At 40.9% G+C, this 24155-nt stretch carries 17 protein-coding genes and 2 pseudogenes; 2 read left to right on the top strand and 17 right to left on the bottom strand.

Translation table 11 applies throughout. The features are described 5' to 3' along the window. Nucleotides 1–7: 7 nt before the first annotated feature. The 4 genes from CO686_RS02850 to mnmL are packed head-to-tail and all read right to left on the bottom strand — an operon-like array spanning nt 8 to nt 3818. Nucleotides 8–2062 (bottom strand): cation:proton antiporter, encoded by a 2055-nt coding sequence (locus CO686_RS02850; RefSeq protein WP_000421605.1) that lies wholly within the window; start codon nt 2060–2062, stop codon nt 8–10. Nucleotides 2063–2073: 11 nt separating this feature from the next. Then, nucleotides 2074–2328 carry a hypothetical protein gene (locus CO686_RS02845; protein ID WP_000361097.1) on the bottom strand — a complete coding sequence of 85 codons (255 nt, stop codon included), beginning with the start codon at nt 2326–2328 and terminating at the stop codon, nt 2074–2076. Beyond that, the gene (gene mnmM, locus CO686_RS02840) at nt 2321–2878 is read right to left on the bottom strand and encodes a tRNA 5-(aminomethyl)-2-thiouridylate-methyltransferase MnmM (protein WP_000828419.1); all 558 of its coding nucleotides are present in this window, start codon (nt 2876–2878) and stop codon (nt 2321–2323) included. Before mnmM ends, CO686_RS02845 begins: the two co-directional genes overlap by 8 nt. Continuing rightward, complete coding sequence (gene mnmL / locus CO686_RS02835; RefSeq protein ID WP_049549786.1) at nt 2862–3818, bottom strand: tRNA modification radical SAM protein MnmL/YtqA; 957 nt, start codon at nt 3816–3818, stop codon at nt 2862–2864. The genes mnmM and mnmL overlap by 17 nt, the downstream gene beginning before the upstream one ends. A gap of 91 nt (nt 3819–3909) precedes the next feature. Here mnmL and CO686_RS02830 point away from each other — a divergent pair, with 91 nt between their 5' ends. After that, nucleotides 3910–4269 (top strand): DUF3397 domain-containing protein, encoded by a 360-nt coding sequence (locus CO686_RS02830; RefSeq protein ID WP_000525394.1) that lies wholly within the window; start codon nt 3910–3912, stop codon nt 4267–4269. An 81-nt stretch (nt 4270–4350) separates the two neighbouring features. On the opposite strand, the gene CO686_RS02825 is transcribed toward CO686_RS02830, so the two are convergent. The 12 genes and pseudogenes from CO686_RS02825 to miaA form a co-directional block, all read right to left on the bottom strand. Beyond that, on the bottom strand, nt 4351–5091 hold the full coding sequence (locus CO686_RS02825; protein WP_049549785.1) for a class I SAM-dependent methyltransferase: 741 nt from the start codon (nt 5089–5091) through the stop codon (nt 4351–4353). A gap of 206 nt (nt 5092–5297) precedes the next feature. After that, nucleotides 5298–8660 (bottom strand): Cna B-type domain-containing protein, encoded by a 3363-nt coding sequence (locus tag CO686_RS02820; RefSeq protein WP_096753476.1) that lies wholly within the window; start codon nt 8658–8660, stop codon nt 5298–5300. A gap of 592 nt (nt 8661–9252) precedes the next feature. Further along, entirely contained in the window at nt 9253–16491 is a 7239-nt protein-coding gene (gene bgaA, locus CO686_RS02815) for an LPXTG-anchored adhesin/beta-galactosidase BgaA (RefSeq protein WP_096753475.1), read from the bottom strand. Nucleotides 16492–16708: 217 nt separating this feature from the next. Beyond that, nucleotides 16709–16897 (bottom strand): annotated as a pseudogene (locus CO686_RS10330) (SDR family NAD(P)-dependent oxidoreductase); the annotation flags it as partial. Then, nucleotides 16889–17355 (bottom strand): annotated as a pseudogene (locus CO686_RS10380) (alpha amylase N-terminal ig-like domain-containing protein); the annotation flags it as partial. The pseudogenes CO686_RS10380 and CO686_RS10330, both read right to left, overlap by 9 nt. A gap of 243 nt (nt 17356–17598) precedes the next feature. After that, the gene (locus CO686_RS02805) at nt 17599–17793 is read right to left on the bottom strand and encodes a helix-turn-helix transcriptional regulator (RefSeq protein ID WP_006150191.1); all 195 of its coding nucleotides are present in this window, start codon (nt 17791–17793) and stop codon (nt 17599–17601) included. A 6-nt stretch (nt 17794–17799) separates the two neighbouring features. Further along, entirely contained in the window at nt 17800–18129 is a 330-nt protein-coding gene (locus CO686_RS02800) for a hypothetical protein (RefSeq protein WP_004252308.1), read from the bottom strand. A gap of 397 nt (nt 18130–18526) precedes the next feature. Beyond that, nucleotides 18527–19282 carry an SDR family NAD(P)-dependent oxidoreductase gene (locus CO686_RS02795; protein ID WP_049549781.1) on the bottom strand — a complete coding sequence of 252 codons (756 nt, stop codon included), beginning with the start codon at nt 19280–19282 and terminating at the stop codon, nt 18527–18529. 20 nt (nt 19283–19302) lie between these two features. Continuing rightward, the gene (gene rnz, locus CO686_RS02790) at nt 19303–20232 is read right to left on the bottom strand and encodes a ribonuclease Z (RefSeq protein ID WP_049549780.1); all 930 of its coding nucleotides are present in this window, start codon (nt 20230–20232) and stop codon (nt 19303–19305) included. A gap of 14 nt (nt 20233–20246) precedes the next feature. Continuing rightward, nucleotides 20247–20870, bottom strand: coding sequence for a cystathionine beta-lyase (locus CO686_RS02785; protein ID WP_096753474.1), 624 nt, complete (start codon nt 20868–20870; stop codon nt 20247–20249). Beyond that, nucleotides 20863–22101 carry a GTPase HflX gene (gene hflX / locus CO686_RS02780; RefSeq protein ID WP_000573174.1) on the bottom strand — a complete coding sequence of 413 codons (1239 nt, stop codon included), beginning with the start codon at nt 22099–22101 and terminating at the stop codon, nt 20863–20865. Before hflX ends, CO686_RS02785 begins: the two co-directional genes overlap by 8 nt. Then, on the bottom strand, nt 22094–22978 hold the full coding sequence (gene miaA / locus CO686_RS02775) for a tRNA (adenosine(37)-N6)-dimethylallyltransferase MiaA (RefSeq protein ID WP_096753473.1): 885 nt from the start codon (nt 22976–22978) through the stop codon (nt 22094–22096). The genes hflX and miaA overlap by 8 nt, the downstream gene beginning before the upstream one ends. A 120-nt stretch (nt 22979–23098) precedes the next feature. Here miaA and CO686_RS02770 point away from each other — a divergent pair, with 120 nt between their 5' ends. Continuing rightward, the gene (locus CO686_RS02770) at nt 23099–23269 is read left to right on the top strand and encodes a DUF3042 family protein (protein ID WP_001051782.1); all 171 of its coding nucleotides are present in this window, start codon (nt 23099–23101) and stop codon (nt 23267–23269) included. 42 nt (nt 23270–23311) lie between these two features. On the opposite strand, the gene CO686_RS02765 is transcribed toward CO686_RS02770, so the two are convergent. Next, nucleotides 23312–24151, bottom strand: coding sequence for a thymidylate synthase (locus tag CO686_RS02765; RefSeq protein ID WP_096753472.1), 840 nt, complete (start codon nt 24149–24151; stop codon nt 23312–23314). Between the last annotated feature and the right edge of the window lie 4 nt (nt 24152–24155).

Genomic DNA, 24155 nt, shown 5'->3' with positions numbered 1-24155 from the left:
TCATCATCTAAGTTCTTCTTATTAAATCTAGCATATCATAAGGTAAGGTATTCGCAGCCTCTTTCAGAGAATAATTTTCTAAATTATTCACATTTTGTCGTAGTTTTTTGGCATACTTGGCTGTTATCAGTTTAGCTTCTTCGTATTCAAAGATTGCCTTACGTTCGAGATAGTAGCCTCGCAGCATTTCTTCGATATTGTTTGGCTTGATGCGATTGATAACCCGCTCAACAAAAGCACCGCTTCCGATAATGGCCGTCTCGCGTAGACGAGACTCTTGCATAAAGCTAATCAGAGAACTCTTGTAAACCCCTTTTAGGTTTTCCAAACTCTCGATAATCAGCTCTGTATTTTCCAAATACAACTCTGAAATCTGATCATAGTCAACTGCTAATAGTTTACGAGATTCTTCATTCATCCAACTACGAAAAGTTTTGCCAAAGGTAAACATTTCATGGAGTAGAAAGCGCAGTATCCGTAAGGAAACTAGGAAATAATAAGTCACTCTAGAAGCGAAGTTCCGATTGATACTCTGCTCCATGTTTTTTAGGTAACGTTGGTAAACTCGATAGCCACGCTCACTGATTCTATTTTCTTCGTAGGCTTGCTCTAAACCATCACTCTCAATACTTAAGATAAGAAGTTTGAGGGACTCCCAGTCCTCCTGGACTCTCTTATTTTCCAGACTAAGGATGAGGTTTTCAATTCGACCATGATAATTATCAATAGCTGCATAAAGAGGAAGTTTGTTCTTGTGATGGTCCAGTTCTTTTTCTAATTCTGCAGCTACATCATTCAAAATCGCAATATGCATCAAATGATCCTTGCTTTCCTCTTGTTCCTCAGATAAGTGAGGGAGGACCAGTAAACCTGTTAGAAAGCTTAATAGTGTAACGCCTGCTACGAGAAAGAGCAACAGAGGATACTCCTGCTCCAAATGACTTGGTATGAGGAGAATAGTCGCGATAGATACTGTCCCTTTGACACCAGAGAAGGTCAAAAGAAGCATATCTTTCGTGTACTTATGAATTTTTTTCTTAAGTCGACGTGTCCTCACAAAGTAAAAACCAGCAATCATGACAAAGCGGATCGCAAAGAGTAAGAAGGTCAGAACGACAACTGAAAGCAGTAAAAGAAGGGGATTGTAGAGAGAATTAGACAAGATCGGCTCTGCTATCAACTCTAATTCCATTCCCAAGAGAACAAAGACTGATCCATTTAGCATAAAGGTCACGGTGTGCCAAACGGTCTCCGTCACGGTGTCTACCTGAGCCTCAAGGAGCGTAATTTTCTTAAAGCGACTGGCCTTCAAAATACCTGCAACCACTACTGCGATGATCCCTGAAACATGAAACTCTTCTGCGATGAAAAAGGTCATGAGCGGCAAACTTAGCTCTAGCAATAGTTCACTGGCTATATCTATCGCTCGTACACTCAGTAAAAAGCTATGCAAAAAACGATTGACCATAGCCGTCACAAAACCGACTACAAAACCACCAAGTATAGAAAGTGCTAGGGAAGTTCCAGCTTGGCTGAAAGAAAACGTTCCTGTTGTCCAAGCAGCAAGAGCCATCTGAAAGGCAACCAAACCCGAAGCGTCATTTAAGAGCCCTTCCCCTTTTAGGATATTGGAAACCCGTTTGGGAAAACGAAAACGTTCAGAAAGAGATGCAAAGGCAACCAAATCTGTTGGCCCAAGTGCCGCTCCAACTGCTAAACAGGCAGCCAAAGGAAGAGTCATCCAAAGAAAGTGAGCCATGCCCCCCAAGCTTAAGGTCGAGATAAAAATCACAGGAAAGATCAGAAAGACAACAATCCGCCAGTGCTTCAAAATGGACGTAATATCTGCTTCTTCTGCCTCCCGGAAGAGTAAGGGACCAATAACCATGGCCAGAAACAGCTCTGTATTGAGATGAAAGTCCGCATCGGGAACAAATAAACCAATCCCAATCCCCAAAAGAATTTGTACAAGAGGAAGGGGCAAAAAAGGGAGAATTTTATTGGTCGTAGTTGAAATGATTAAGACAAATAAAAATAGAATCAAGTAAATGAGTAATTCCACACAATTCCTCCTTAATCTTTTTTACAACAAGATTCAAAAATCTCCTTTTGCTCTTGGATTTTCTGATCAATCTTAGAACAGTCTTTGTGCTCAATTTTTTTCTGGCATCGTTCCATTTCAAGAGTCACTAATTTTTTCTTAATTTTAAGCATTTTCTTGCTCATATGTGCTTCGTCGAGCACCCCGACTGCTCGCTCGTGATGCGTTGACTCGACAAAATTTTGGCGCATTGCCTCAAGCTTCTCACGAAGGTATTGTTTATCCATGTCTATACCTTTCTAATTTTTCAATCATAACTAAAAACGGTGGATTATTAACTTGGTTGAGAGTCCGATAAATGGCAGCTGTATACTCTTGTTGGTTCAACTGGCTAACAAAATCCAATACAGCATCCCTCTCGGTGTCTCCTCCTTCATGACCATAGTAAATCATGATTGCAATCCGTCCCCCTTTGACAAGCAAGTGACACAGCTTTTCTAAGGCTTCGATAGTAGTCTGAGGTTGGGTGATGACGGATTTGTCAGCAGAAGGTAAATAACCAAGATTAAAAATCCCTGCCTTAGCTTCTGTCACAAACTGGTCTAGTGTCTCATGACCTTTCAAGATTAACTGGGCATTTTTCATTCCAGCCTGATCCAAACGCTCTTGCGTCTTCTCCAAAGCCTGCTCCTGAATATCAAAGGCATAGACTTGCTTGGCTAGCTTGGCTAGAAAAAGGGTATCATGGCCATTACCCATGGTCGCATCCACAACAATATCCTCTTTTGTCACGACTTCAGCTAAAAAATCATGCGCCATCTCAAGTGGTCTTTTCATTTTTAAACTCCTGTTTTACAGCCTTGCATCCTTGCACACTTCCACGACGGCGCATCTCAGTTTCAATAGCATTTAGCACTTCCCATTTATTGAGGCTCCACATAGGACCAATCAACATATCTCTCGGTGCATCTCCTGTAATTCGATGGATGACGATATGCTTGGGAATGATTTCCAACTGGTCACAAATGACCTTGACATACTCGTCCTGACTCATCAGTTGCAAACGTCCTTCGTGGTAATCTCGCTGCATCCGTGTATTGGTCATGAGGTGAAGCAAGTGCAGTTTAATTCCTTGAATATCATTGTCCGTAACACAGCGACGGACATTTTCAACCATCATCTCATGGGTTTCACCGGGCAAACCATTGATCAAATGGGAAACAATCTCAATCTTGGGATACTTTCTCAAGCGTTTTACTGTTTCCACATACAATTCATAAGAATGGGCACGGTTAATCAGGTCAGAGGTTGCTTCAAAGGTAGTCTGTAAGCCCAATTCAACTGTCACGTGCATACGTTCCGATAACTCAGCCAAATATTCGATGGTTTCGTCTGGCAGACAGTCTGGCCGTGTTCCGATATTGATACCTACTACACCTGGCTCGTTGATAGCCTGCTCATATCGTTCCCGAATCACTTCCACCTTTTCATGGGTGTTGGTAAAGTTTTGAAAATAAACCAGATACTTTTTAACTTCTGGCCACTTGCGGTGCATAAAGTCAATTTCCTTATAAAATTGCTCACGGATAGGGGCATCCGGTGCCACGATGGCATCTCCAGAACCTGAAACCGTACAAAAAGTACAACCACCATGGGCTACAGTTCCATCCCGATTTGGACAGTCAAATCCCGCATCAATAGGAACTTTGAAAGTCTTTTCTCCGAAAAGTTTTCGATAATAATCATTCAAGGTATTATAAGATTTCATAACTTTCATTATAACAAAAAACACCTACAATCTCAAAAGCCTGACTTTCCTACAAATTCCCTTGTTTCTCATTTCCTTTAGCGTTTTTTTATGATACAATATGGGTATGATTTTAATGAAAATAGCATCTATTTTATTATTGATATTAACCTTGGTGGTTTGCTTTATTGTCACCAAGCTTTTCGGACTTAGGAAAATAGGATTTAATTTCGCGGATCTAGCTTTTCCACTTTTGGTATTTGAGTACTATCTGATCACTGCTAAAGCCTTTACCCACAACTTTCTACCGCGACTCGGTGTTGCTCTTTCTCTCCTAGCAATCCTCCTTGTAGTCTTTTTCCTTGTCAAAAAACGAAGTTTTTATTACCCTAAATTCATCAAATTCTTCTGGAGAGCTGGTTTTCTCCTTACCTTAATCATCTACATAGCTATGATTGTCGAATTGATGATGCTCCCATAAAAAACATTCCCTCAGACAGCTGTCTAAGGGAATGTTTTTATCTTCATACTTACTTTCTAAGCTCTACCAAGATACTTTTTCTTATTTCCTAAATGTTAAGGCGTAGAATTTTTCATCCCAAAGAAGTTTCATTTCCTTTTCCTTAACTTCACTTGGAACAGCATTCTCAATTTCACTCAAATCAACAGTAGCGTCTTTAAAATAATCCTTACTAAAATGATTTTTCTTATATTGCTGATCCACATAGTCAGCCGTCTCATCTGCAATTAAAATCTTAGTCCCTGGCTTCGCCACTCGTAGCATTTCCTGCATAGCCTTGGCCTTATCATTGAAAAAATTGATTCCGCCAATATGGTAGACAATGTCAAAACTATTATCCGCAAAGGGGAGATCCTCCGCGCAAGCATGGAAAAGTTGCAGATTGGTCTTTTTAGCGCAAGATTTCTGGCATTTTTTTAGCATACTGATAGAAATATCTACCCCTACAAAGTCTAAACTTTTCAGGTCAATTGTCTCAGGAATATAACGGAGGTCTTGGCCAGTCCCGATAGAGACATAAAGAACAGATAAATTATCCTTCCATTCTATTTCCTCCATCAGATCCTTTCTCAACTTATCAATTGCCTTGCCGTGGAGAAGTGGTCCTATCCATTTCTCACTCATATCATACCAGCGAGCCATACGGTTGTACATGGTCATGTATTTAGCATTATCTCCAGATAAATAATCTGGATTAAGAGACAGATAGATAGTCCCATCTTTTTGAAAATTTTCCACCTCCAAACCTGACTTCAATTTATCTTGTAATCTTGTTTCAATCATATGCAACATCTCCTTTTTTATTTGTCACCTATTATAGAGGATTTCGTAGCGAAAACAATAGCTTTTCAGTAAGTGGCAACTATCCACTTGTATCCGGTAGTAGAACCAGGGTCAGTTACAAAAAAACAAGTGCCAATTTCCATTGACACTTGTTTCTACTTTTAAACTGTGTTGCAAAATTTCGTGAAAGATACCGTTTAAAAAACTTAATCTTCTTTTTTGCGTCTTGCCAAGAATCCTGTTCCCAATCCAAGTAGGGCGATTCCAGCTACTAGAGCCACTTGGTTAGACTCGCTTCCTGTATTAGGCAATTCCCCACCTTTTTTAGGCTTACCTGGTTCATTTGGTTTGCCAGGTGTTGGTTTTTCAGGAGTGTGCGTATTTGTAATGTTGTAACCTTCTACTGAAGCAGTATAACCATCTGGAACATTCACTTCTTCAACAGTGTAGGCAATCTCCTTACCTTCTTGATAACGATCAAGACCTGTAAACTCATAAGTCCAGCCACTTGTTTCTGACACTGTAGCTGTCTGACCAGTTTCCTTACCATCTGCAAGAAGTTTTACGGTGATAGATGCTGGACGGATGCCATCTTTGTTATCTTCATCTTTCCAGATTTTATGACCTTTTACAGCTGTTTTTTCTGGAGTATGTTCGTTGGTAATGGTGTACTTACCATCCTTGTCTGTAGTGATGGTTGCTTTGTATTCTGTCATAGCAGTTTCTTTGACAGTGTACTTGATTTCCTTACCATTCTCATACTTAGGAAGTTTTTTAGATTCGAACTTCCAGCCAGTTTTTTCTGAAACTTCAATTTCTTGAACAACCTTGTCGCCGTTAAGAATTTGAACTTTCACAGATGTTGTACGTTTACCGTCTTGGTTGTTGTTATCTTTCCACACCTTAGTTCCTGAAAGAACTACTGTTTCTACGTCATGAGTGTTAGTCACCACTTGACCAGTTACAGAGGCTTTATAGCCAGCTGGTACATCTACTTCATCGATAGAGTAAGTAATTTCTTTACCAGCTTCGTATTGTGGAAGATTTGTGAATGATGCTACCCAAGTGTTAGCGTCTGTCTTATCCTTAGCTGTCAAGGTTAATTTCTTACCTTCAACGGCTACTGGATCAGCATCTCCTACTTTTTTGTAAAGTTGAACCGCTACGGACTCAGGACGTTTACCATCTTGGTTGTTCGCATCGTTCCATACTTTTGTTACCTTGTAGTCAATTTCTTTAGGAGCATATTTGTTTGTGATGGTAAAGTCTGTAATAGTCGCTTCGTATTCTGCTACGGCTTCTTCTGTTACAGTGTATTTGATTTCTTTACCAGCTTTATATTTTGCTAATTTCGTGAATTCGACAGTCCAAGTTCCGTCTGCGGCTGCTTGAACTTCTTTCGAATCAACTTGCTGACCGTCTGCTAAAAGATTGATTGTAATCTTGGTTGGACGTTTGCCGTCTTGGTTGTTCGCGTCATCCCAGTTCTTAGTTGCTTTTACAACAACTGTTTCTGGTAAATAGCTATTTGTGATAGTGAATCCTGATGCAGCATCACCAGTAACTTCAGAAGTGTAACCAGGAACAGTTACTTCTACTACCGTGTACTGGATAGGTGTGCCACCTTTATCAGCATCAAGGTCTTTGAAGCTTCCAGCCCAACCATTTGCTTCAGTCAATTCAAGTGTTTTACCAGTATCTTGACCATCTGCAAGCAATTTAACTGTGACAGAAGATGGGCGTTTGCCATCTTGGTTGTTCTCGTCCTTCCATACTTTCTTAACAGAAACTTCCGTTTTTGCTGGAGTGTAAGTGTTCTCGAAAGCTTTTTCATCATCGTAAGAAACAGTTGCTTCAAGTGCGCCTTTACCCTTGTCCGCTACAGTAACTGTAGCCGTAACAGTTTTAGTATCGTACTTGATGCTTGTATCACTGCCAGCTTTTTCAGCAATTTTAAAGGTATAAGTTCCTGCTTTGTCGAATTCCAATTCTGAGAAAGCAATGTTTCCGTCTTTGTCATTCTTCACAGTTTCTTTCACCTTACCATCTTGGTCTGTTAAAGTGAATTCAAACTCTTCAGCCTTTAACTCACGTCCTGTAAGTTTTTTATTAGCTTTAATCTTAACTTTAGCTTTGCTACGTTTATTTGTAACTGTTTTGATAGCTCCGTCTTGTCCAACAGTCATCTCAAATGGAGTAGGATTTAACTCATATCCCTCAGGAGCCTGAACCTCAGTTACTGTAAAGTTCCCTTTCTTGATATCACTTTCTGAGTAAATAGATGATTCAGCAATTCCGTCATCATTTGTCGTTACAATTTCCTCTTTAGCCGTAGCTCCTGCCGGAGGAGTAATCTTGAATTTTGCTCCTTTTAGACGGTCATGAGTCAGCTCATCGACCTTGTAAAGAATGATACGGTAACCAGTTTCTAACTGAATTGTACCGCCTGAAGCAACTACTGAGTTTCCGATTTGCTTAACGACTGTCTTATTACTATAGTCGTCATATGTAAGAATCTGGTCATCACCCTTCATTTCAGCATTATTCTGAACTTTTGTTCCATCAGCTGGAGCACTTGTTTTATAATTAATTCGAAATGCTGCAGGTTTCCCGTTCTTAGCAACAATTGAAGAAGCATTGTTAATTGTTAAAGTAAAATCGGTATATGACTCATTCCAACTAACTTGGTAATCTTTACCAGCTTCTAAGACCACCTCATCTTTAAAGTAATAAGATTTATCGTACCAACCTGCCGTAACTTTAAATGTTTCTGGAATCATCTGCATCGGTGAGGCATTAGGATCAACCCAGTCATGAATTTCAATTTTGTTATAGGCAGCTTGTTTCGGATTAGCTCGGACATACCAACTGTGTAAATATTGTCCACTCTTATTTAGAGCACTAGATGTCCAATCCTCTTTATAAATCAAACCATGATACTTACTAAAATTCGCACGTCCAATACCTTCAGAATAATCAGATGCTTCGCCTCTTTTTACCTTAATCTGGTGTGTAATTTCATTTATGGTTTCCGTTTTATCAAATCGAAGCGTCTCATTGCTTAGTTCATTTTTAGAACTAAAACCAACAAAGAATGTCCCTTTGACATTTTGAACTTGATAGCCACCTTTTTTCTCAAGGTAAGCTTTCAGATTCTTTAATGTAATAGTTACCTTACCACCATTATTATCCCCATTTGATACAATTTGAGTTTCCCCGATAACGAGATCTGTTTCTTTGTCTTTCAAGTCAAAACTCTCATTTCTCACGGTTAACGGACTTGGGACTGTAAATGTAAAGGTATCACCGTCCTCCAATTTGCCATCATAGGCACTCAAATCATACTCCACAGAGAACTTATAGTTTGAGTAGTCATGGTGCTCTGGAGAAAGGTTATAAATTCCATTTTCATCCGGACTTATAAATTTACCATTATCAACTTCCCAAATTCCGATATTACTGATAACATTCTTTAGCTCCTTCGCTTCTGCTGAATTGGGAGCAAGGATTATCCCTAGAACACATGCCAGAGAAGTTAGGATGGATAACCAAAATTTCTTGTTCTTCATTTTCTTCCTTTCTAAATAACCGAAAACATAAAACGACCAACTATGATTGTTAAAACTCAACAACATCTCCTTTCAAATTCATTAAAATGGATGAGGCGCATTGATGAAACTACATCACATTTACAGACGTTCTTACAGTATGCAATTGCAATTATTTATCATATTGGTTCTGTTTTTAATATAGAAACCTCCTTTAATTTTATTATAAAACAAAATTAACTTTTTTTGTAATAATATAAGGTTATTACCCTTTATAAAATATTGACACTGTGTAAAATTTTAACTTATATTTTTATTTTATCAACATAAAGCTTTCTCTCAAGAGACAGAACGCCTACAAAACTAGCTTACATTTATAAGAAGCACTTAAAATTAACATATGAAAACATTGCATTTATTTATAAGTTTGAATTATCTTAATATTTATTCCAACTACTTTATATAATTGCTAATCAAGTAGAATTATATAATATCCAACATTCTTTCTGAATATAATATAAATTTGGGATTTTTATTTGTCTTGAATTGAATACAAAAAGACCAGGTTTCCCTGGTCTTTCTGAGATACATTTAGAAGAAATACTGATTCATTCTAGTCTTCTTTTTTACCTTTAGTGGCCACTAGACCTGCACTCAAGCCAAGAAGAGCTAAACCTGCTGCTAGAGCTGCTTGACTTTCTGCACTTCCTGTATTTGGTAACTGTTCTTCTTGAACATGACTAGCTTCACTTGAAACAATTTTTTTTGTATCTGCTTTTTCTGATACTTGTGGTTTTGTAGATTCTTGAGGTACTGGTTTAGTTGTTTCACTAGCCGTACCAACTTCTACAATGCGATCTTGAGCCATGACTTTATCATAGCTTTCTTTTTCAGTTCGCTTGCCATTTTCAACCTCGATCAAGTGAACACGGATACCTTGTCTTCCTTCTTGAAGGATGCGAGTTTGACCTGCTGGAAGTTTGTCATTCTTTTGTTCCTGAACTTTGAAATCAATGATTTCTTCTTCTGAGATAAGCTCTGGAAGATTAAGAACGAGGTTCTTCACTTCATCTTCTGGAAGAGAAGTTCCTGGTTTAGTACCAACTTCTACAATACGATCTTGAGCAACGACTTTATCGTAAGTTTCTTTAAGCTGACGTTTTCCATTTTCCACTTCAATCAAGTGAAGACGGACACCTTTTTGACCTTCTTGGACAACACGAGTTTCTCCTAGGTACAACTTATCAGTCTTACGCTCCTGAATCTTGAAGTCGATGGTTTCTTCTTCGACTACAAGTTCTGGTCTGTTAAGGACTAGGTTCTTCACTTCATCTTCTGGAAGAGCGGTTCCTGGTTTTGTTCCAACCAAGACGATGCGGTCTGTCGGAGCCTCTACCACTTCGCGAAGTTTTTCTTCCTTAGTGCCGTCAGGATTCATCGATGTGAAGATACGTTCTTTACCAACTTTTCCTTCTTGTTCTACACGAGTTTCTCCTAGATACAGCGTTGAATCCTTTTTCTCAACTGTCTTGTAGGCCAAATCGTTTTCAACAAATTCGAGTTTTGGAAGTTCTTCTTGTACAGCAGCAACTGTCTTCTCAGAAACTGGTTTTTCCTTGGTAAACTGGATACGGTATTCCTTGACTTGTTTTCCACTTTCTGAAACAAGACGAACAAGTACTGGAAGGCTATCGTCTCCGCTATCTACAACTGTTGAAGCTACTTGATTACTTTCTTCGACTGAGATTTTTGGACGTTGACCTTTATAGGTGATTTGGTAGTCTTGACGATCTTCAGCGAAATCAGGAAGTTCTTTTCCATCTACAAGAATCTTCGATTGAGTGCTTTCTTGAGGCAATTCGCTTGGAGCAAGGAAGGTCATCTCAATTATCGCAACACCCTTCTTATCCGCTTTGCGCTCCATACGCCATCTCATGGCTTTGGCTTTGACAGCTTTAAAGGTAACGTTAATTTCATCACCGGCTTCAATGTCTTTATCCGCACGATAAGGAACAGCTTCCCAATTTTCTGGATTGTTGAATGGATGGTCTGCGTCGTAGGCTTGGTAGTTTGAATAGTAGGTTGGCACTTCAAACTCTGGACCGACATAGCGTTCTAAAACGAGTTTAGATGGTGCATCCGTACCACTATCTGCAAAGAAGTGAAGTTTGGCTTGCGCAACAGTCCGTTCTACAATCTTACCATTTTCACGGAAGATCACACCCGCTGATACTTCTGGATTAGAAGATGGTGTTGGAGACCAGTTTGTCCAACGACGATTTTCAGAATGATCTCTATCATTGATATAGTCAACACGGTCATGAGAACTGTCGTCAATATCATTAGTTGCTGAGGCAAAGGCGCGGTTACTATTTTCATCATACTCTGGGTTATTTGAGAGAGCTTCGCCAAGTTTGTCTGTCACTCGTACAGTGAACTCAGCAACAAGATCACTACCTAGGATACGACCTCGAACAGTAAATTGACCTGCTTTTGTCAGATTTTCTGCTGGAACTTCTTCCCATTCAACTGCCAAGTCTTTTGTTTCGTAACCGTCTTTACCTGTGAAGTAAACCGGAACCTTAGTTGGCAATTCAAGTGGTTGTCCTACTTGTAGCAAGCGAGCTTGTTTGACCGCAGCAACTGGTTTACGAGAGAGCAAGTCTTTATTGCTTGTAAAGTGTAGACGGTATTCTCCTAAGATGTCACCATTTTCAGCTTTCGCGATGACACGAACTGGCTCACCTTCACGAACGCTTGGAACAACCGTCGCAAGACCATTGTTGCTAACACTTGCTGTTACTGCAGGAACTTTTCCATCTACAGACTCAAGATAGTAGTCTGTCAAATCAGGGTTGAAGTTTGCTAAGTCTTTACCGTCAACTTGGATTCTCGTTTGTCCTTGTTTGGCTGCCGCAACCTGTTTCGCAAAGATTTGTACCTCTGTGATAGATGTTCCTTTCTTGCTATCAAGTCGAACCATACGAATGCGAACCGCATAGGTCTCAACTTTATCAAAACTGAAATGATTCATTTCTCCAGCTTTTAATTGAGCTGGTGCTTTGAGATTGCTTACCTCTTTCCAGTTTGCAGGATCGTTAAATACATGGTTTTCCTCACCTACAAAGCTAGGGTTTTTAGGAGCTGTTGGGACAGTCTTACCAACATAATACTCAATCACATAGGTCTTCGGTACACCGACTCCGTGGTCTTCGTGGAATCCGACACTAAGATTATCAATTGAACGCTTGCTCAAGATACCTGAATCTCCGAATAGGACACCGACTGAAGCTTCTGGATTAGTACGATTCCAGTTTGTCCAACGGTTGGCTGGTCGGTCATTAAAGGAAATCAATTTATCGTTGACATTTGAAACAGGATCGCTTGGATTTGAGTCTGAAGCAAAGGCCAGTGGCAATTCTGAACCGGTCCATTGGTCAGAAATATTTGCTCCTTGCTCAGTTTGAGCAGACACACGAACATGAAGTTTGGTAGTTAATTGCGTACCTTCTAGGCGACCATTAACTGTAAAGACACCTTCCTTGGCGTATTGCTCTGAACGAATCGTATCCCAAGTAACCTTAGCTGATGAAACGTGACCATTTGAATCGTAGGTACGAACACTTTCTGGTAATTGTGGCGCTTCTGCAATTGGTGTTGTCACACTAACTTCTTCAACCGAAACAATACCTTCTACAGAGACTTTAGCACGCGCTTCAAGGTCAATTCCTTCAACTTTACCTAGTACTTCAAATGTTTGATAGGAGTCAAGTTTTTCTTTCGGAATAGCTTGCCAAGTGACTTTATGAGTTTTAGGGAAACCTTTGTCATACTCAACCGTTACTGTTGTTGGAAGAGTAGGTTCTTGATGCAAGTCTGTCACTACATTTACTGGACGGATAGATTGCGCAACCTTCTTCTCAGTATTGGCCTGGATCGTAAGATCGATTTGACCTCTAGCCCCCTCATATTCTGCTTTCAGAGTGACTGCTCCTGGCTTATGTAACTCAAGCATTCCTTTACGAACCGCGACTTCCCCTTCACCACTTGTAGAGAAGGTTACTTTATCAGCTGGTAAAACTGCTTGTGTTCCGTCTTGATAGTGAGCGTGTACAGACAATTTCACTGTTTGGTCTTCTTTAAGACCGTCAGCTTGCTCTACTTGTAGGCTCAAGTGGTCAATTTTCGGTGCTTCTTCAAGGAATTGAATTGCATAGGTTTGAAGAGGTCCACCATTTTTTGGTTGAACATAGATGCTTGCACGCATGCCGTTTGCTGCACTTGCTTGGACTACAGTAACATCCGCATTTTCAGCACTTGCTACAACTTCTGGCAAGGATGCACCGTAAGCAAGAGTTCGATATTGCATTGGATTTTGGCTAGTAAGACCAGCGACAGACTCGCCACCTACAGTTACAGTTGGTACTGCAGGTGCCACAGGATTACCTTCTTCTACTACAAGGGTAGCGTGAATAGTCTCACCACCCAGTTGACCAGTCATTTGAATACGTGATCCTGCAACTGACAGTTTAGCTTTATCTGCTTCCGAAATCTCCCACTTATCAACTTCGTATTCTTGTACGCTTCCATCCGTAACAGCAATAGAAACGTATTTATCAACAGCGCTCAAGTCTGTTCCTGGAGCAACACGCTTAACAGTTGGAAGCTCATTTGCGATTGCTAGAATTTCGACACGGGCCTCAACTTCGCGTCCGTCTGCCATACCTTTAACAGTCACAACTCCTGCTTGGCTCACATCAACTGAAGACCAAGTGACTGGACGTTTTTCACGACTGCCATCACTGTAGATAAAACCGACTGTCTTCGGCATTTTTGGCTCTTTCTCAATAACAGTACGTACTTTTGGTACTTCTGTACCTAAAACAGTTTTTTCTTGTCCTTCTTTCTTACCTGTAAAGACAGTGACTTGGTCCGATTTCAAGAGATCAGAGTGGGCAGTAAGGGTGAATTTACCTGCTTGCTCAGTTGATTTAACAATGGCAACCCCTTTACCGTTAAAGGCTCTGCGGATCCAAGAACCATCAGGTTGTGCCTTGTAGCGTTCACGACTGGCTTGTTCCCCATTATCAACACCAACCAGTTGACCTTGTCCATGCAATTGGAAACGAACCAAATTATTGGCAGTTGGTACCACATTTCCTTCACTGTCTACGATTTCATAGTAGATGTAAGTCAAGTCTTTTCCATCTGCAGCGATTGCGTGTTCTTCCTTGACGAGGCGAACTCCTGCAGGTTGGCCTGCAGTCGTAATCTTATCACGTGCAATTTCGTTTCCAGCTTCATCGCGAGCTACAGCTTCCAAAGTACCTGGTTGATAAGCAACCTTCCACTCAAGATAGAGTTCCTTAGCATTGGCACCTTCTTGGTAGGTACGGCCATCACTGGTTTGTTTCTTGTTGAACTTCTTAACTCCAAGAGATTGACCATTTAAGAACAATTCTACGCTTGCAGCGTTTGAGTAGGCACGAACTGGAATTTTTCCGTCTGAATCTTCAACTTTCGATGCCAATTCTCTATTTTCCCAGTTCCAGTGAGGAAGAAGGTGCACCATCGGTTTCTTCTTGGCAGAAACCCATTGGCTTTGGTAGAGATAAAAGTCATGTTTTGGAATACCGGCTGTATCTACGATACCAAAGTAAGAGCTCTTAACGGGAGTTTGGTTTTGGTTGTGCCATGGTGTAGGTTCACCGATATAGTCCGTACCTGTCCAGATAAACTGTCCAGCATAGCCAGCGTTGTCACGGTCAAATGTCCATGAATCTGTTGCCGTTTTACCCCAGCCAACTCGGTCATTACCATAGTCAGACTGTTCGTAATGGCGCTCAGGTCCGTTACTATGTTTCAATTCCTGTTCAGGGCGATAGTAACTTCCACGTGTACGGGTAGCTGAAGATGTTTCCGAACCGTAAATCAACCAGTTTGGATGTTTCGCACGAAGTTTCTTGTAGTTGTCTTCTGAATAGTTGAAACCAACTGCATCCAGTTCATTAGCAATTTTCTCATGATCACCGCTACCATCACCAAAGCGGAACTTATCTGCTCCCATGGTAACATAACGTGTAGTATCAACATCTTTAATCACTTTTACTAAGCGTTTAACCGTTGCAAGAGAGTGAGCATTACCATTGGCTTCACCGATTTCGTTTCCGATAGACCACATGAAGACAGCTGGGTTGTTTTTATCTCTTTCGACCATGGTACGAAGATCATAGTCAGACCATTTTTCACCTTTTCTAGCTTCTGGGTGAGTAGCGTCTTTTTCAAAGAAACGTCCGTAGTCATAAGGTTTCTTACCACCATACCAAGTATCAAAGGCCTCTTCCTGAACGAGCAAACCAAGTTCTGCTGCGATTTGCAAGGTCTGTGGACTTGCAGGGTTATGAGTTGTACGGATGGCGTTAACGCCCATCTCCTTCATTTGTTTGAGACGACGGTATTCTGCCTTATAGTTTTCTTCTGCTCCAAGCGCTCCGTGGTCATGGTGTAAGGAAACACCATGGAATTTAATGCGTTCACCATTCAAAGAGAATCCTTCATTTGGAGTCCAATGATAGTAACGGTAACCAAACAGATCCTTCTTAGCATCCACCAATTGACCATCACGGTAAACACGCGTAATCAATTCGTACAAGGCAGGTTTGTCATTTAAAACGGTCCAGAGTTTTGGTTGTTCAACTTCTAAAATAGCATCAAGACTTGTTGACTCATGTGCTTTCAAGGTACGACTCGCTGTACGAACCAAGCCTGTTACAGCCTGACCACCACGTTCAACGATTTGATACTCTGCCACCAGTTCATGGTCTTTATCGTCTGTATTGACGATTTTGCTGGCCACATGCGTTTCAACCTTGCCATGTTGCTGTTGTTCTAGCTTTGGTGTTAAGATGGTTGTCCCATTCTTCTCAACATGAACTTTATCTGTCATTTGCAAGGTCACATCACGGTAGATACCGCTACCAGAGTACCAGCGGCTACTTGGTTGTTTGTTAACCGCATGGACAGCAATCACATTCTCACGACCATCTTTGTGGAGGTATTTAGTAATATCGTAAGAGAACTGGTTATAACCATTTGGATAATGTCCCACTAACTGGCCATTGACATAGACTTGAGAATCCATGTAGACCCCATCAAAGGTCAAACGAACATTCTTCTTGAGATCTTTTTCATCAAGTTTAAAGGTCTTACGATACCAAGCTTCACCACCATTGAGCTGTCCACCTTCGTTTTGGGCAGGTGATTGATGGTCAAAATCGTTAAAGATACTCCAGTCGTGTGGGAGATCCAATTTTTGCCATGACGAAACATCTGCATCTGGTTTCACAGCTTCTTTGGAGTTTGCATTGAGTTTAAAGTGCCAATTTTGATTAAAATTCACTTTTCTGTCTTCAATCATTTGATTTACTTCTTCATTTGTCGCAGCCTTCAAATCTTCCTTAACAGGTTTTTCTTGACTTGAAGCTTGAGATTCTACCTTTGGTGCTGTTTCTTCAGGTTTTAGAGATGCTTTCTCCTCTTTTGGAACTACAGGTTCCTCTTCTTTCACCTCTGGTTTGCTTGCTTCAATGGGAGCAGCTTGACTTTGGTCGACACTTGCAGCATCCTTGTGCTCTGCTACAGTTTGATCTCCTTTTTCCTCCACTGCCGGACTTTCCTCTTTTGCTTGTTCCACAGTGTGGGCGATAGAAGTTTCATCCGCGAAAACTGGTGATTCTCCAATGACACTTCCTCCAAATAGAACCGCACAGGTTCCAATCATGACAGAGCAAGCGCCTACGGCAAACTTACGAATGCTGTAGACTCTTTTACGATTCCAATGGCCTTTTTCCATAAAATCCTCCTTTAGTAACCGCTTCCATTTCATTGTAAGCGTATTACTTTTCCATAGTCTTTTACCCTTATTTTATAAAATAATATAGGAAATTTCAATACCCTAAACACAAAAAATCATATTTTTGATTGTTTTTTCTAAAATTTGTAGAAAATTCATTAAATGTGAATATAGATTTAGAACAAAAAACAAACATTTCTTGTCATGCAGTAGAATATTATAAAAAAGTCTCACCTGCCAACTTATCTGCTAGCTTAGGGAAAAGAGTATAAAATTTATGGGCTAAATGGAGCAAGATTGGAAGATTTAGTTCCCGTTTGTTTTTTCCTATGGTTTTGACAATCTTTCTAGCTACTGCATCTGGCTCGAGAAGGAAGCGGTCAACTGATTTGAGGTAGCTCCCATCTGACGTCAAATGAGGATTTCCATTAGCAAAGCGTTCTGGGAAAATCTGATACCACACGGTATTTGAAATCCAACTAGGAACCTGACATCCATCAATTTCGTGAACATAAGGAAGTTTAAAGCCATTTCCTTCAGCATCCAAGTTTTCTTGAGTATGTTCCTTATCTACATAAAAATACCCTTACCCTCTTTATCAAGGAGTTCAAAGAGATACTGAATGCGTAAAAAACCAACAGAGACCGTAACCTGCCAATAATCAAGTAAGGTGTCTGAAGTTACTTTGGTCATTTCTTTCTTAGCTTCATACTTATCCTCAATGAAAATAAAGGGATCTCCATAGTGTAAGATAACCTTCTGGACATCATTTATCTTGGTTCTAATTCGGATATGTAGCTGATCTTCCTTGTAAAGATATGCATACTCTGATTCTGGTCTATGATAAATAGCTGTTAATTCCATCATTTGTCTCCTAAATAATCTATCATCAACAAAAACGCAAACGTTTTCATAATTAACAGAACTAGTATACTATTTTAGCTGTTTATTTGCAAATTTTATACCAGTTTTACGATAGATATATAAGATGGACAAGGGTAAAATTGAGTAGACTCTTTTTGAGCTTTAAAAAGAGAGTTTCCATGAACTGAAAAACTCTCTCATCATTACGAATCAGATGATTAAAATAAAAGCTATCTGATATCTTTAATCTTCTAAAATGAAAATTTCTTCAACATGTAGTCGTAGCAACCTTGCAATTTTCATTGCTAGTTCAAGTGTAGGATTGTACTTGTCATTCTCTATAGCAATTATGGTTTGTCGACTAACGCCTAATATTCTTGCCATATCTTCCTGACGTAGTCCCTCAGACTTTCTTAACTGTTTGATGTTATTTTTCATACAGCATTAGTCTTTCTGAAAAAAATAAACGCCAACAGCCAATACTACGATAACAGTGACAACTGCTAGAATGACTCCTTGAACAAGTTTATTTGGTTCTTTATACTCTTCATCACCAGCAATCATATTGCGTTTTATTGCGGTTTGAGCAAATCCTTGCACACTTACAGATAAGATCAAAATTAAGCAAGGAAGCATTTCAAGTTTGCCACCAACAACAAGTGCTTGATAGATATTAAATCCTGTCCATGCACATAAACCCAAAAGCGCTGTTTTATAGCCCCACTCCTCAGAACGCAACTGAATATCTCTGTCCATTTCATCCATCTTTTTCATGGCTTTGTTCCTCCAAATTTTTGTAATAATGTCAAGAGCTCTTTACATTTCTTATTATACTCTAAATCGATAAAATGTCAAGATATTTTAACATTTTTACTTTTTTTATTTTCTTCATCTATTCTAAGAATATTCCTAACTCCAATTTACAGTCTAATCAATCTGACAAAGGGCAAGTTCTTTTAATCCTATTTTATCTTGACTTCATAAGCTTCGGCTATAGATATACTTTCAGTTATGTTAGACTCGAAGTTTATCCTCTCTTTTCTGCTTTCTTATCTCTATTTATACCTTAAATGGGCTTAATCGTTATAAACTGCCTGTTTATCATGTGGTATTTTTCTACAAATTAGCAACCGAAAAAAATAAAAAGCCATTCCTCAAGGGAACAGCCTTTTCACTTATAATTAAAGGTTTCCCCAGCCAACTTATCTGCTAACTTGGGAAAGAGGGTATAAAACTTATGGGCTAGATTCAGTAAGAGCGGAAGATTGATTTCACGTTTGTTTTTGCCTATGGTCTTAACAATCTTTTGCGCGACAGCATCTGGTTCCAATAGAAAACGGTCGACCGATTTGAGGTAGGTCCCATCTGGGTCTGCCTGGTCAAAAAATCCTGTACGGATAGGTCCTGGATTAACAGTTGTCACATAGACACCATAGGGCATGAGCTCAAGGCGAAGAGCATTTGAAAAACCAATGGCCGCAAACTTGGTCGCAGAATATAGACTAGACTTGCCAGTCGCTATCAATCCTGCCATGCTGACGATATTGATGATATGACCTTTTCGACTTTCCTTCATGCGCTCCGCAAAGCGACGAGACAGATTCATCAGGGCAAAGGTATTGACCTCAAACATCTGGTGAATGTCTTGATCAGAGATCTTGTTGAAATCTTCAAAAATTCCATAGCCAGCATTGTTAATCAAGACATCAATCTTGCCATAACGGAGATAGAGGTCAGCTACTAGTGCTTCCAGGGCTGAGTCATCAGTAATATCGATTTCAATTAATTCCACATGAGGATGATTTCCATATAGTTGGGCTAGTTTTTCCTTGTTTCTACCTAGCAAGATGAGTTGGTCATTTGGCAAGAGTTTGACCATTTCTTGGGCTAAGCCACCGCTTGCTCCAGTGATGATGATGGTGCGCATACTTATCCTTTCTCAATCTTCTAAATTTCCACTTCTTCCAAGTCTTTGACCACATGGACATTTTCAAAAACAGTTGCCGCATCTTTCTTGAGCTGACTGATATCTTTTGAGAGGAAACGAGCACTGATATGATTGAGCAAGAGGCGTTTAGCACCGGCTTCTGCTGCTACTTGTGCTGCCTGCATATTGGTTGAGTGACCGTGGTTGCGGGCAATTTTTTCATCTCCCTTGCCATAAGTCGACTCATGGACAAGGACATCAGCGTTAACAGCTAGACGCACACTGGCATTAGCTTTTCGGGTGTCACCCAGAATAGTAATAATCTTACCAGGTCGTGGTGCTGAGATATAGTCTGCTGCCTTGATTTCAGTTCCGTCTTCTAGAACAACGTCCTGACCGTTTTTGATTTTTCCAAAAAGCGGGCCAAATGGAACACCAGCAGCCTTAAGTCTTTCAGCATCCAAGGTACCTTCTAAGTCCTTTTGCATGACACGATAGCCAACACAGAAAATAGTGTGGTCCAGCTCCTCTGCATACACCGTGAATTTATCGGTCTCAAGGATTTTCCCTAGAGAATCTTGGTCAAACTCATGAAAATGAATGCGATAAGGCAGACGAGAACCCGACACACGTAGACTGGTTAAGACAAATGACTTGATCCCTTGTGGTCCATAAATGTCCAAATCTGTCTGCTCCTCATTAGCCTGAAAAGCACGGCTAGAGAGAAATCCTGGCAATCCAAAGATGTGATCTCCGTGCAAGTGAGTGATAAAGATTTTGCTGACCTTACGTGGTCGAATTGTGGTTTCCAGAATACGATTTTGCATTCCTTCTCCACAGTCAAAGAGCCAGACTTCGTTAATCTCGTCCAAGAGTTTCAATGCTAGACTTGAAACGTTGCGAGCTTTAGAGGGCTGACCGGCCCCTGTTCCTAAAAATTGAATATCCATTCGATACTTTCTAATTAATCAATATATAACATAGCTGTGCGATTTTCCGATCGGAAATAGCGACTGCCAGAAAAAGCAACAGCTTCTTGCAATAAATCCTCTTGGCTGTAGCCCTTGAGACGTTTGCGACCATCAGCAAAACTTTCCAAGTCTGTCAATGCTGTGAGATTCTCCACACTAACAACTTCTTCATCTCCGACAGCCTTCATGTAAATATTACCAGACTCTTCAAAGACGAGTTGATGGGGGAAAATTTGCGCAATCTCAAAGAGCAAGTCATCCGAGATTACCTCTTCATTTTCAGAGAAGATTCGCCCCAGGCCCTTACTCTCATAGCAAAATCCAAAAGATTTGCCAGATAAATTAAGACGAATAAAAGGCTTATTTTCAAAGGTGAAACTTGGCTCAGCATTGTAGAGGTTCAGTTCATGACTGAGTTCTGCAAAATAATCCGTCGCAGCTTGAGGGCTCTTTTTCTGGTAGAGTTCTGCAAAGTAGGCATTAACGACACTCGGAGGAGGTGTGATGAGAGCCAACTGCTCTTGCTCTGTTTTGCCAGCTAGAAGCTGATCTAGATAGACCCTATCCAGACTTGTATAGCCCCCATACTTTAGAGCCAAGGTTTTAATATCAGTCATAAAATTCCTCTAACCTCCATTTATTTTTCTCGGAAATGTAGCCTGTAATCACTTCACCGTCATCTTGATAGTCGCGCTCTTCCAGAATCGCTACACTTTCTAGATCATGTATCTTGTAGGATTTTGAAAAAGGCACGCGTAGGGTAAAGACTTCAAAAATATCCTTGAGCTTCTCCAAAAACAATGCTTGCAAGTTCTCACGACTATCCTCAGACTTAGCAGAAATTAGGGCATAAGGCGTTTGAGTAGGCGTGAAATCCTCTACCAAATCCGCTTTATTGTAAAGGGTCAGGCAAGGAATATCCTCCATATCCAAGTCTTTCATGATAGAAAGAACCGTTTTTTCATGCTCCTCGTGATAAGGATTGCTGGCATCAATGACATGAACCAGAAGGTCCACATGCTTGCTTTCTTCCAAAGTCGACTTAAAACTGGACACCAATTCTGTTGGCAAATCTTGGATAAAGCCAACCGTATCAGTCAAGGTAACCTGAAGATTGCCCCCTAGATGGATGCTCTTTGTCGTCGCATCCAGAGTCGCAAATAGCTCGTCTGCTTCGTACTGGATCTTACTGGTCAAGGTGTTCATGATGGTTGATTTCCCAGCATTGGTGTAACCAATCAAACCAATCTTAAAGGTACTTGACTCCAAGCGTTTTTCTCTGACTGTCGCCCGATTTTTCTCAACCACCTTGAGCTGGCGCTCGATATCTGTGATTTGATTACGAACACTACGACGGTTCAGTTCCAGCTGACTTTCACCAGGTCCACGGGAACCAATTCCCCCCGCCTGACGGCTGAGCATAATCCCCTGACCAACCAAGCGAGGCAAGAGATACTTGAGCTGGGCCAAATGAACTTGGAGTTTTCCTTCATGGCTTCGAGCCCGCATGGCAAAGATATCCAGAATCAACTGCATACGGTCAATGACCTTGACACCGAGAATTTCTTCTAGATTGACATTTTGCCGTGGAGTCAAGCGATTATTGACGATGACAGTAGTAATTTCTTCTGCATCCACCATCCGCGCAATCTCTTCCAACTTACCAGAACCGACAAAGGTCTTGGAGTCATACTTTTCCCGTTTTTGCCTGTAGCTATCCACAACGACGGCTCCAGCTGTCTTGGCTAGACTGGCCAATTCTTCCATGGAGAGGTCAAAATTGTCCATGCCCTGCAATTCCACACCGATGAGTAGGACACGTTCCTCTTTTTTCTCCGTTTCAATCATTTAAAAACTCCTCAATCTGGCTTAAAATGCGGTTTTGAACTCCAGGCTCTCCTATCTGATAAAAGGTCACCTGCATACGATTACGGAACCAGGTCAGCTGACGCTTGGCAAAACGGCGGGTCGCCTGCTTGAGACTCTCGCTCGCTTCCTCAAGAGTTTGCTCCCCACGGAAATAAGGAAAGAGTTCCTTGTAGCCAATGCCTTTGGCAGCCTGCGCATCTGGATAATGGTCAAAGAGCCACTTGGCCTCATCCAAAAGACCAGCCTCAAACATCAGATCTACTCGGCGATTGATACGATCATAAAGCTGACTGCGTTCATCATTCAAGCAGATAATCAAAGGTTCATAAGGACTTTCCTGATTTTCCAAATCCTGACCAAAATGGGCAATTTCCAAGGTGCGCATGGCACGACGACGATTAAACTGAGGAATATCAAGACCTGCTTGCTCCACAAGATTGGCTAATTCTTCATCTGATAAAGGCTCTAAACTAGCTCGATAGGCTAAAATCTCCTCATGAGGTGTTTCCCCACCTAGATGGTAGCCTTCCAGCAAGCTCTGGACATAAAGCCCTGTCCCACCAGCAATAATGGCTAGCTTGCCACGGCTTTGAATATCCTCAATAGCCTTCTTAGCCTCTGAAACAAAATCAAAAGCCGAGTAAGACTCGGTCACCTCTCTGACATCAATCAAATGATGAGGAACAGCTACTTGCTCCTCTGGGCTAGCCTTGGCTGTTCCAATATCCAACCCTCTGTATACTTGCTGACTGTCACCACTGACCACCTCTCCACCAAAGCGCTTGGCCACTTTAATAGCAAGGGCTGTCTTCCCAACAGCAGTCGGTCCAACAATCACAATTATTTTTGTTTTCATCTTTTTTCCTTGAAAAATTTCCATTTTTTCGTTACTATTATTATATCACAAAAAGGTCAGTCAGAAAAATGCTACCTCTTGAGGAGCCAGGCTGATCGGGAAGATAAAGGAGGAAGACTCATGGCTAAAGGATTCGCTAAAGGTCTTGTAACAGGTGTCGCAGGAACTGTCGCTGCCGTTGCAGGTGCAGTATACGCAATTAAAAAGAAAGTGATTGAGCCAGAAGAGCAAAAAGCAGCTTTCATCGAAGAAAACCGCAAAAAAGCAGCTCGCCGTCGCGTATCACATTAAGCAACAAAAGAAGTTGAGATTTCTCAACTTCTTTTTATTTTCTTAAATAGCCAAATCAAACTTCAGTTGTGGCTTAACCGGATCATAGTCAACCAACTCAAAGTCTTCCGCTTTGATATCAAAGAAATTGGTCCCATCAGGAACATTTAAAACCAAGCGTGGTTGGCAGTTTGACGGCTCACGACGGAGCAATTCCTCTGCTTGTTCAAACTGATTATCATAGATATGAAGGTTGTTGATGAAGTAGAAGAACTTCCCAACCTTCCAGCCGAAATGCTTGGCAATCATCATCTGCAAGGCCACGTACTGCATAGCATTGATGTGGTGGGCCACCAGCATATCATTCGAACGCTGGGTCAAGGTCGCATCCAGATAGATGTCCCCATCAACCCGACGGACATCAAACATGGTCTGAAAGGCGCATGGAAGGAGGCCGTCTGTCTCCTCAAATGCTTGGTAATCCCAGAGTGAGATGATATTGCGACGGTTCCAAGGATTGGCTTCTAACTGCTTGAGAATCTTGTTGATGATGTCGTGTTTCTTAACGACTGCCCCATAGCGTTCACCGATGGTTCCCGTATCTCCCACTTCCCAGTCATTCCAGTAGTGAACATTGTACTTGTCATTGAGAACATCTAAGCTATTAGACTGATCTTGGTAGATCCAGAGTACTTCCTTGATGGCGGATTTGATAGCAATCGGGCGCAAGGTTGTGATGGGAAATTCCCCCTTAGACAAATCATACTCGGCAAAGGCACCCGTTACGTACTTGGAATTGGCAACTGTCCCATCCTTGTACTTGGGACGAGCCTGCTCAGAAAAGACACCGTCTTTGAGGATTCGTTCAATATTCTCTTTAAAAATCGTATCTGCTTTTGTCATTTAC

Origin of the sequence: Streptococcus oralis (assembly GCF_002386345.1) — a bacterium.
GTDB classification, from domain to species: Bacteria; Bacillota; Bacilli; order Lactobacillales; family Streptococcaceae; genus Streptococcus; species Streptococcus oralis_S.
This window is presented reverse-complemented; position numbering and strand designations above follow the sequence as displayed.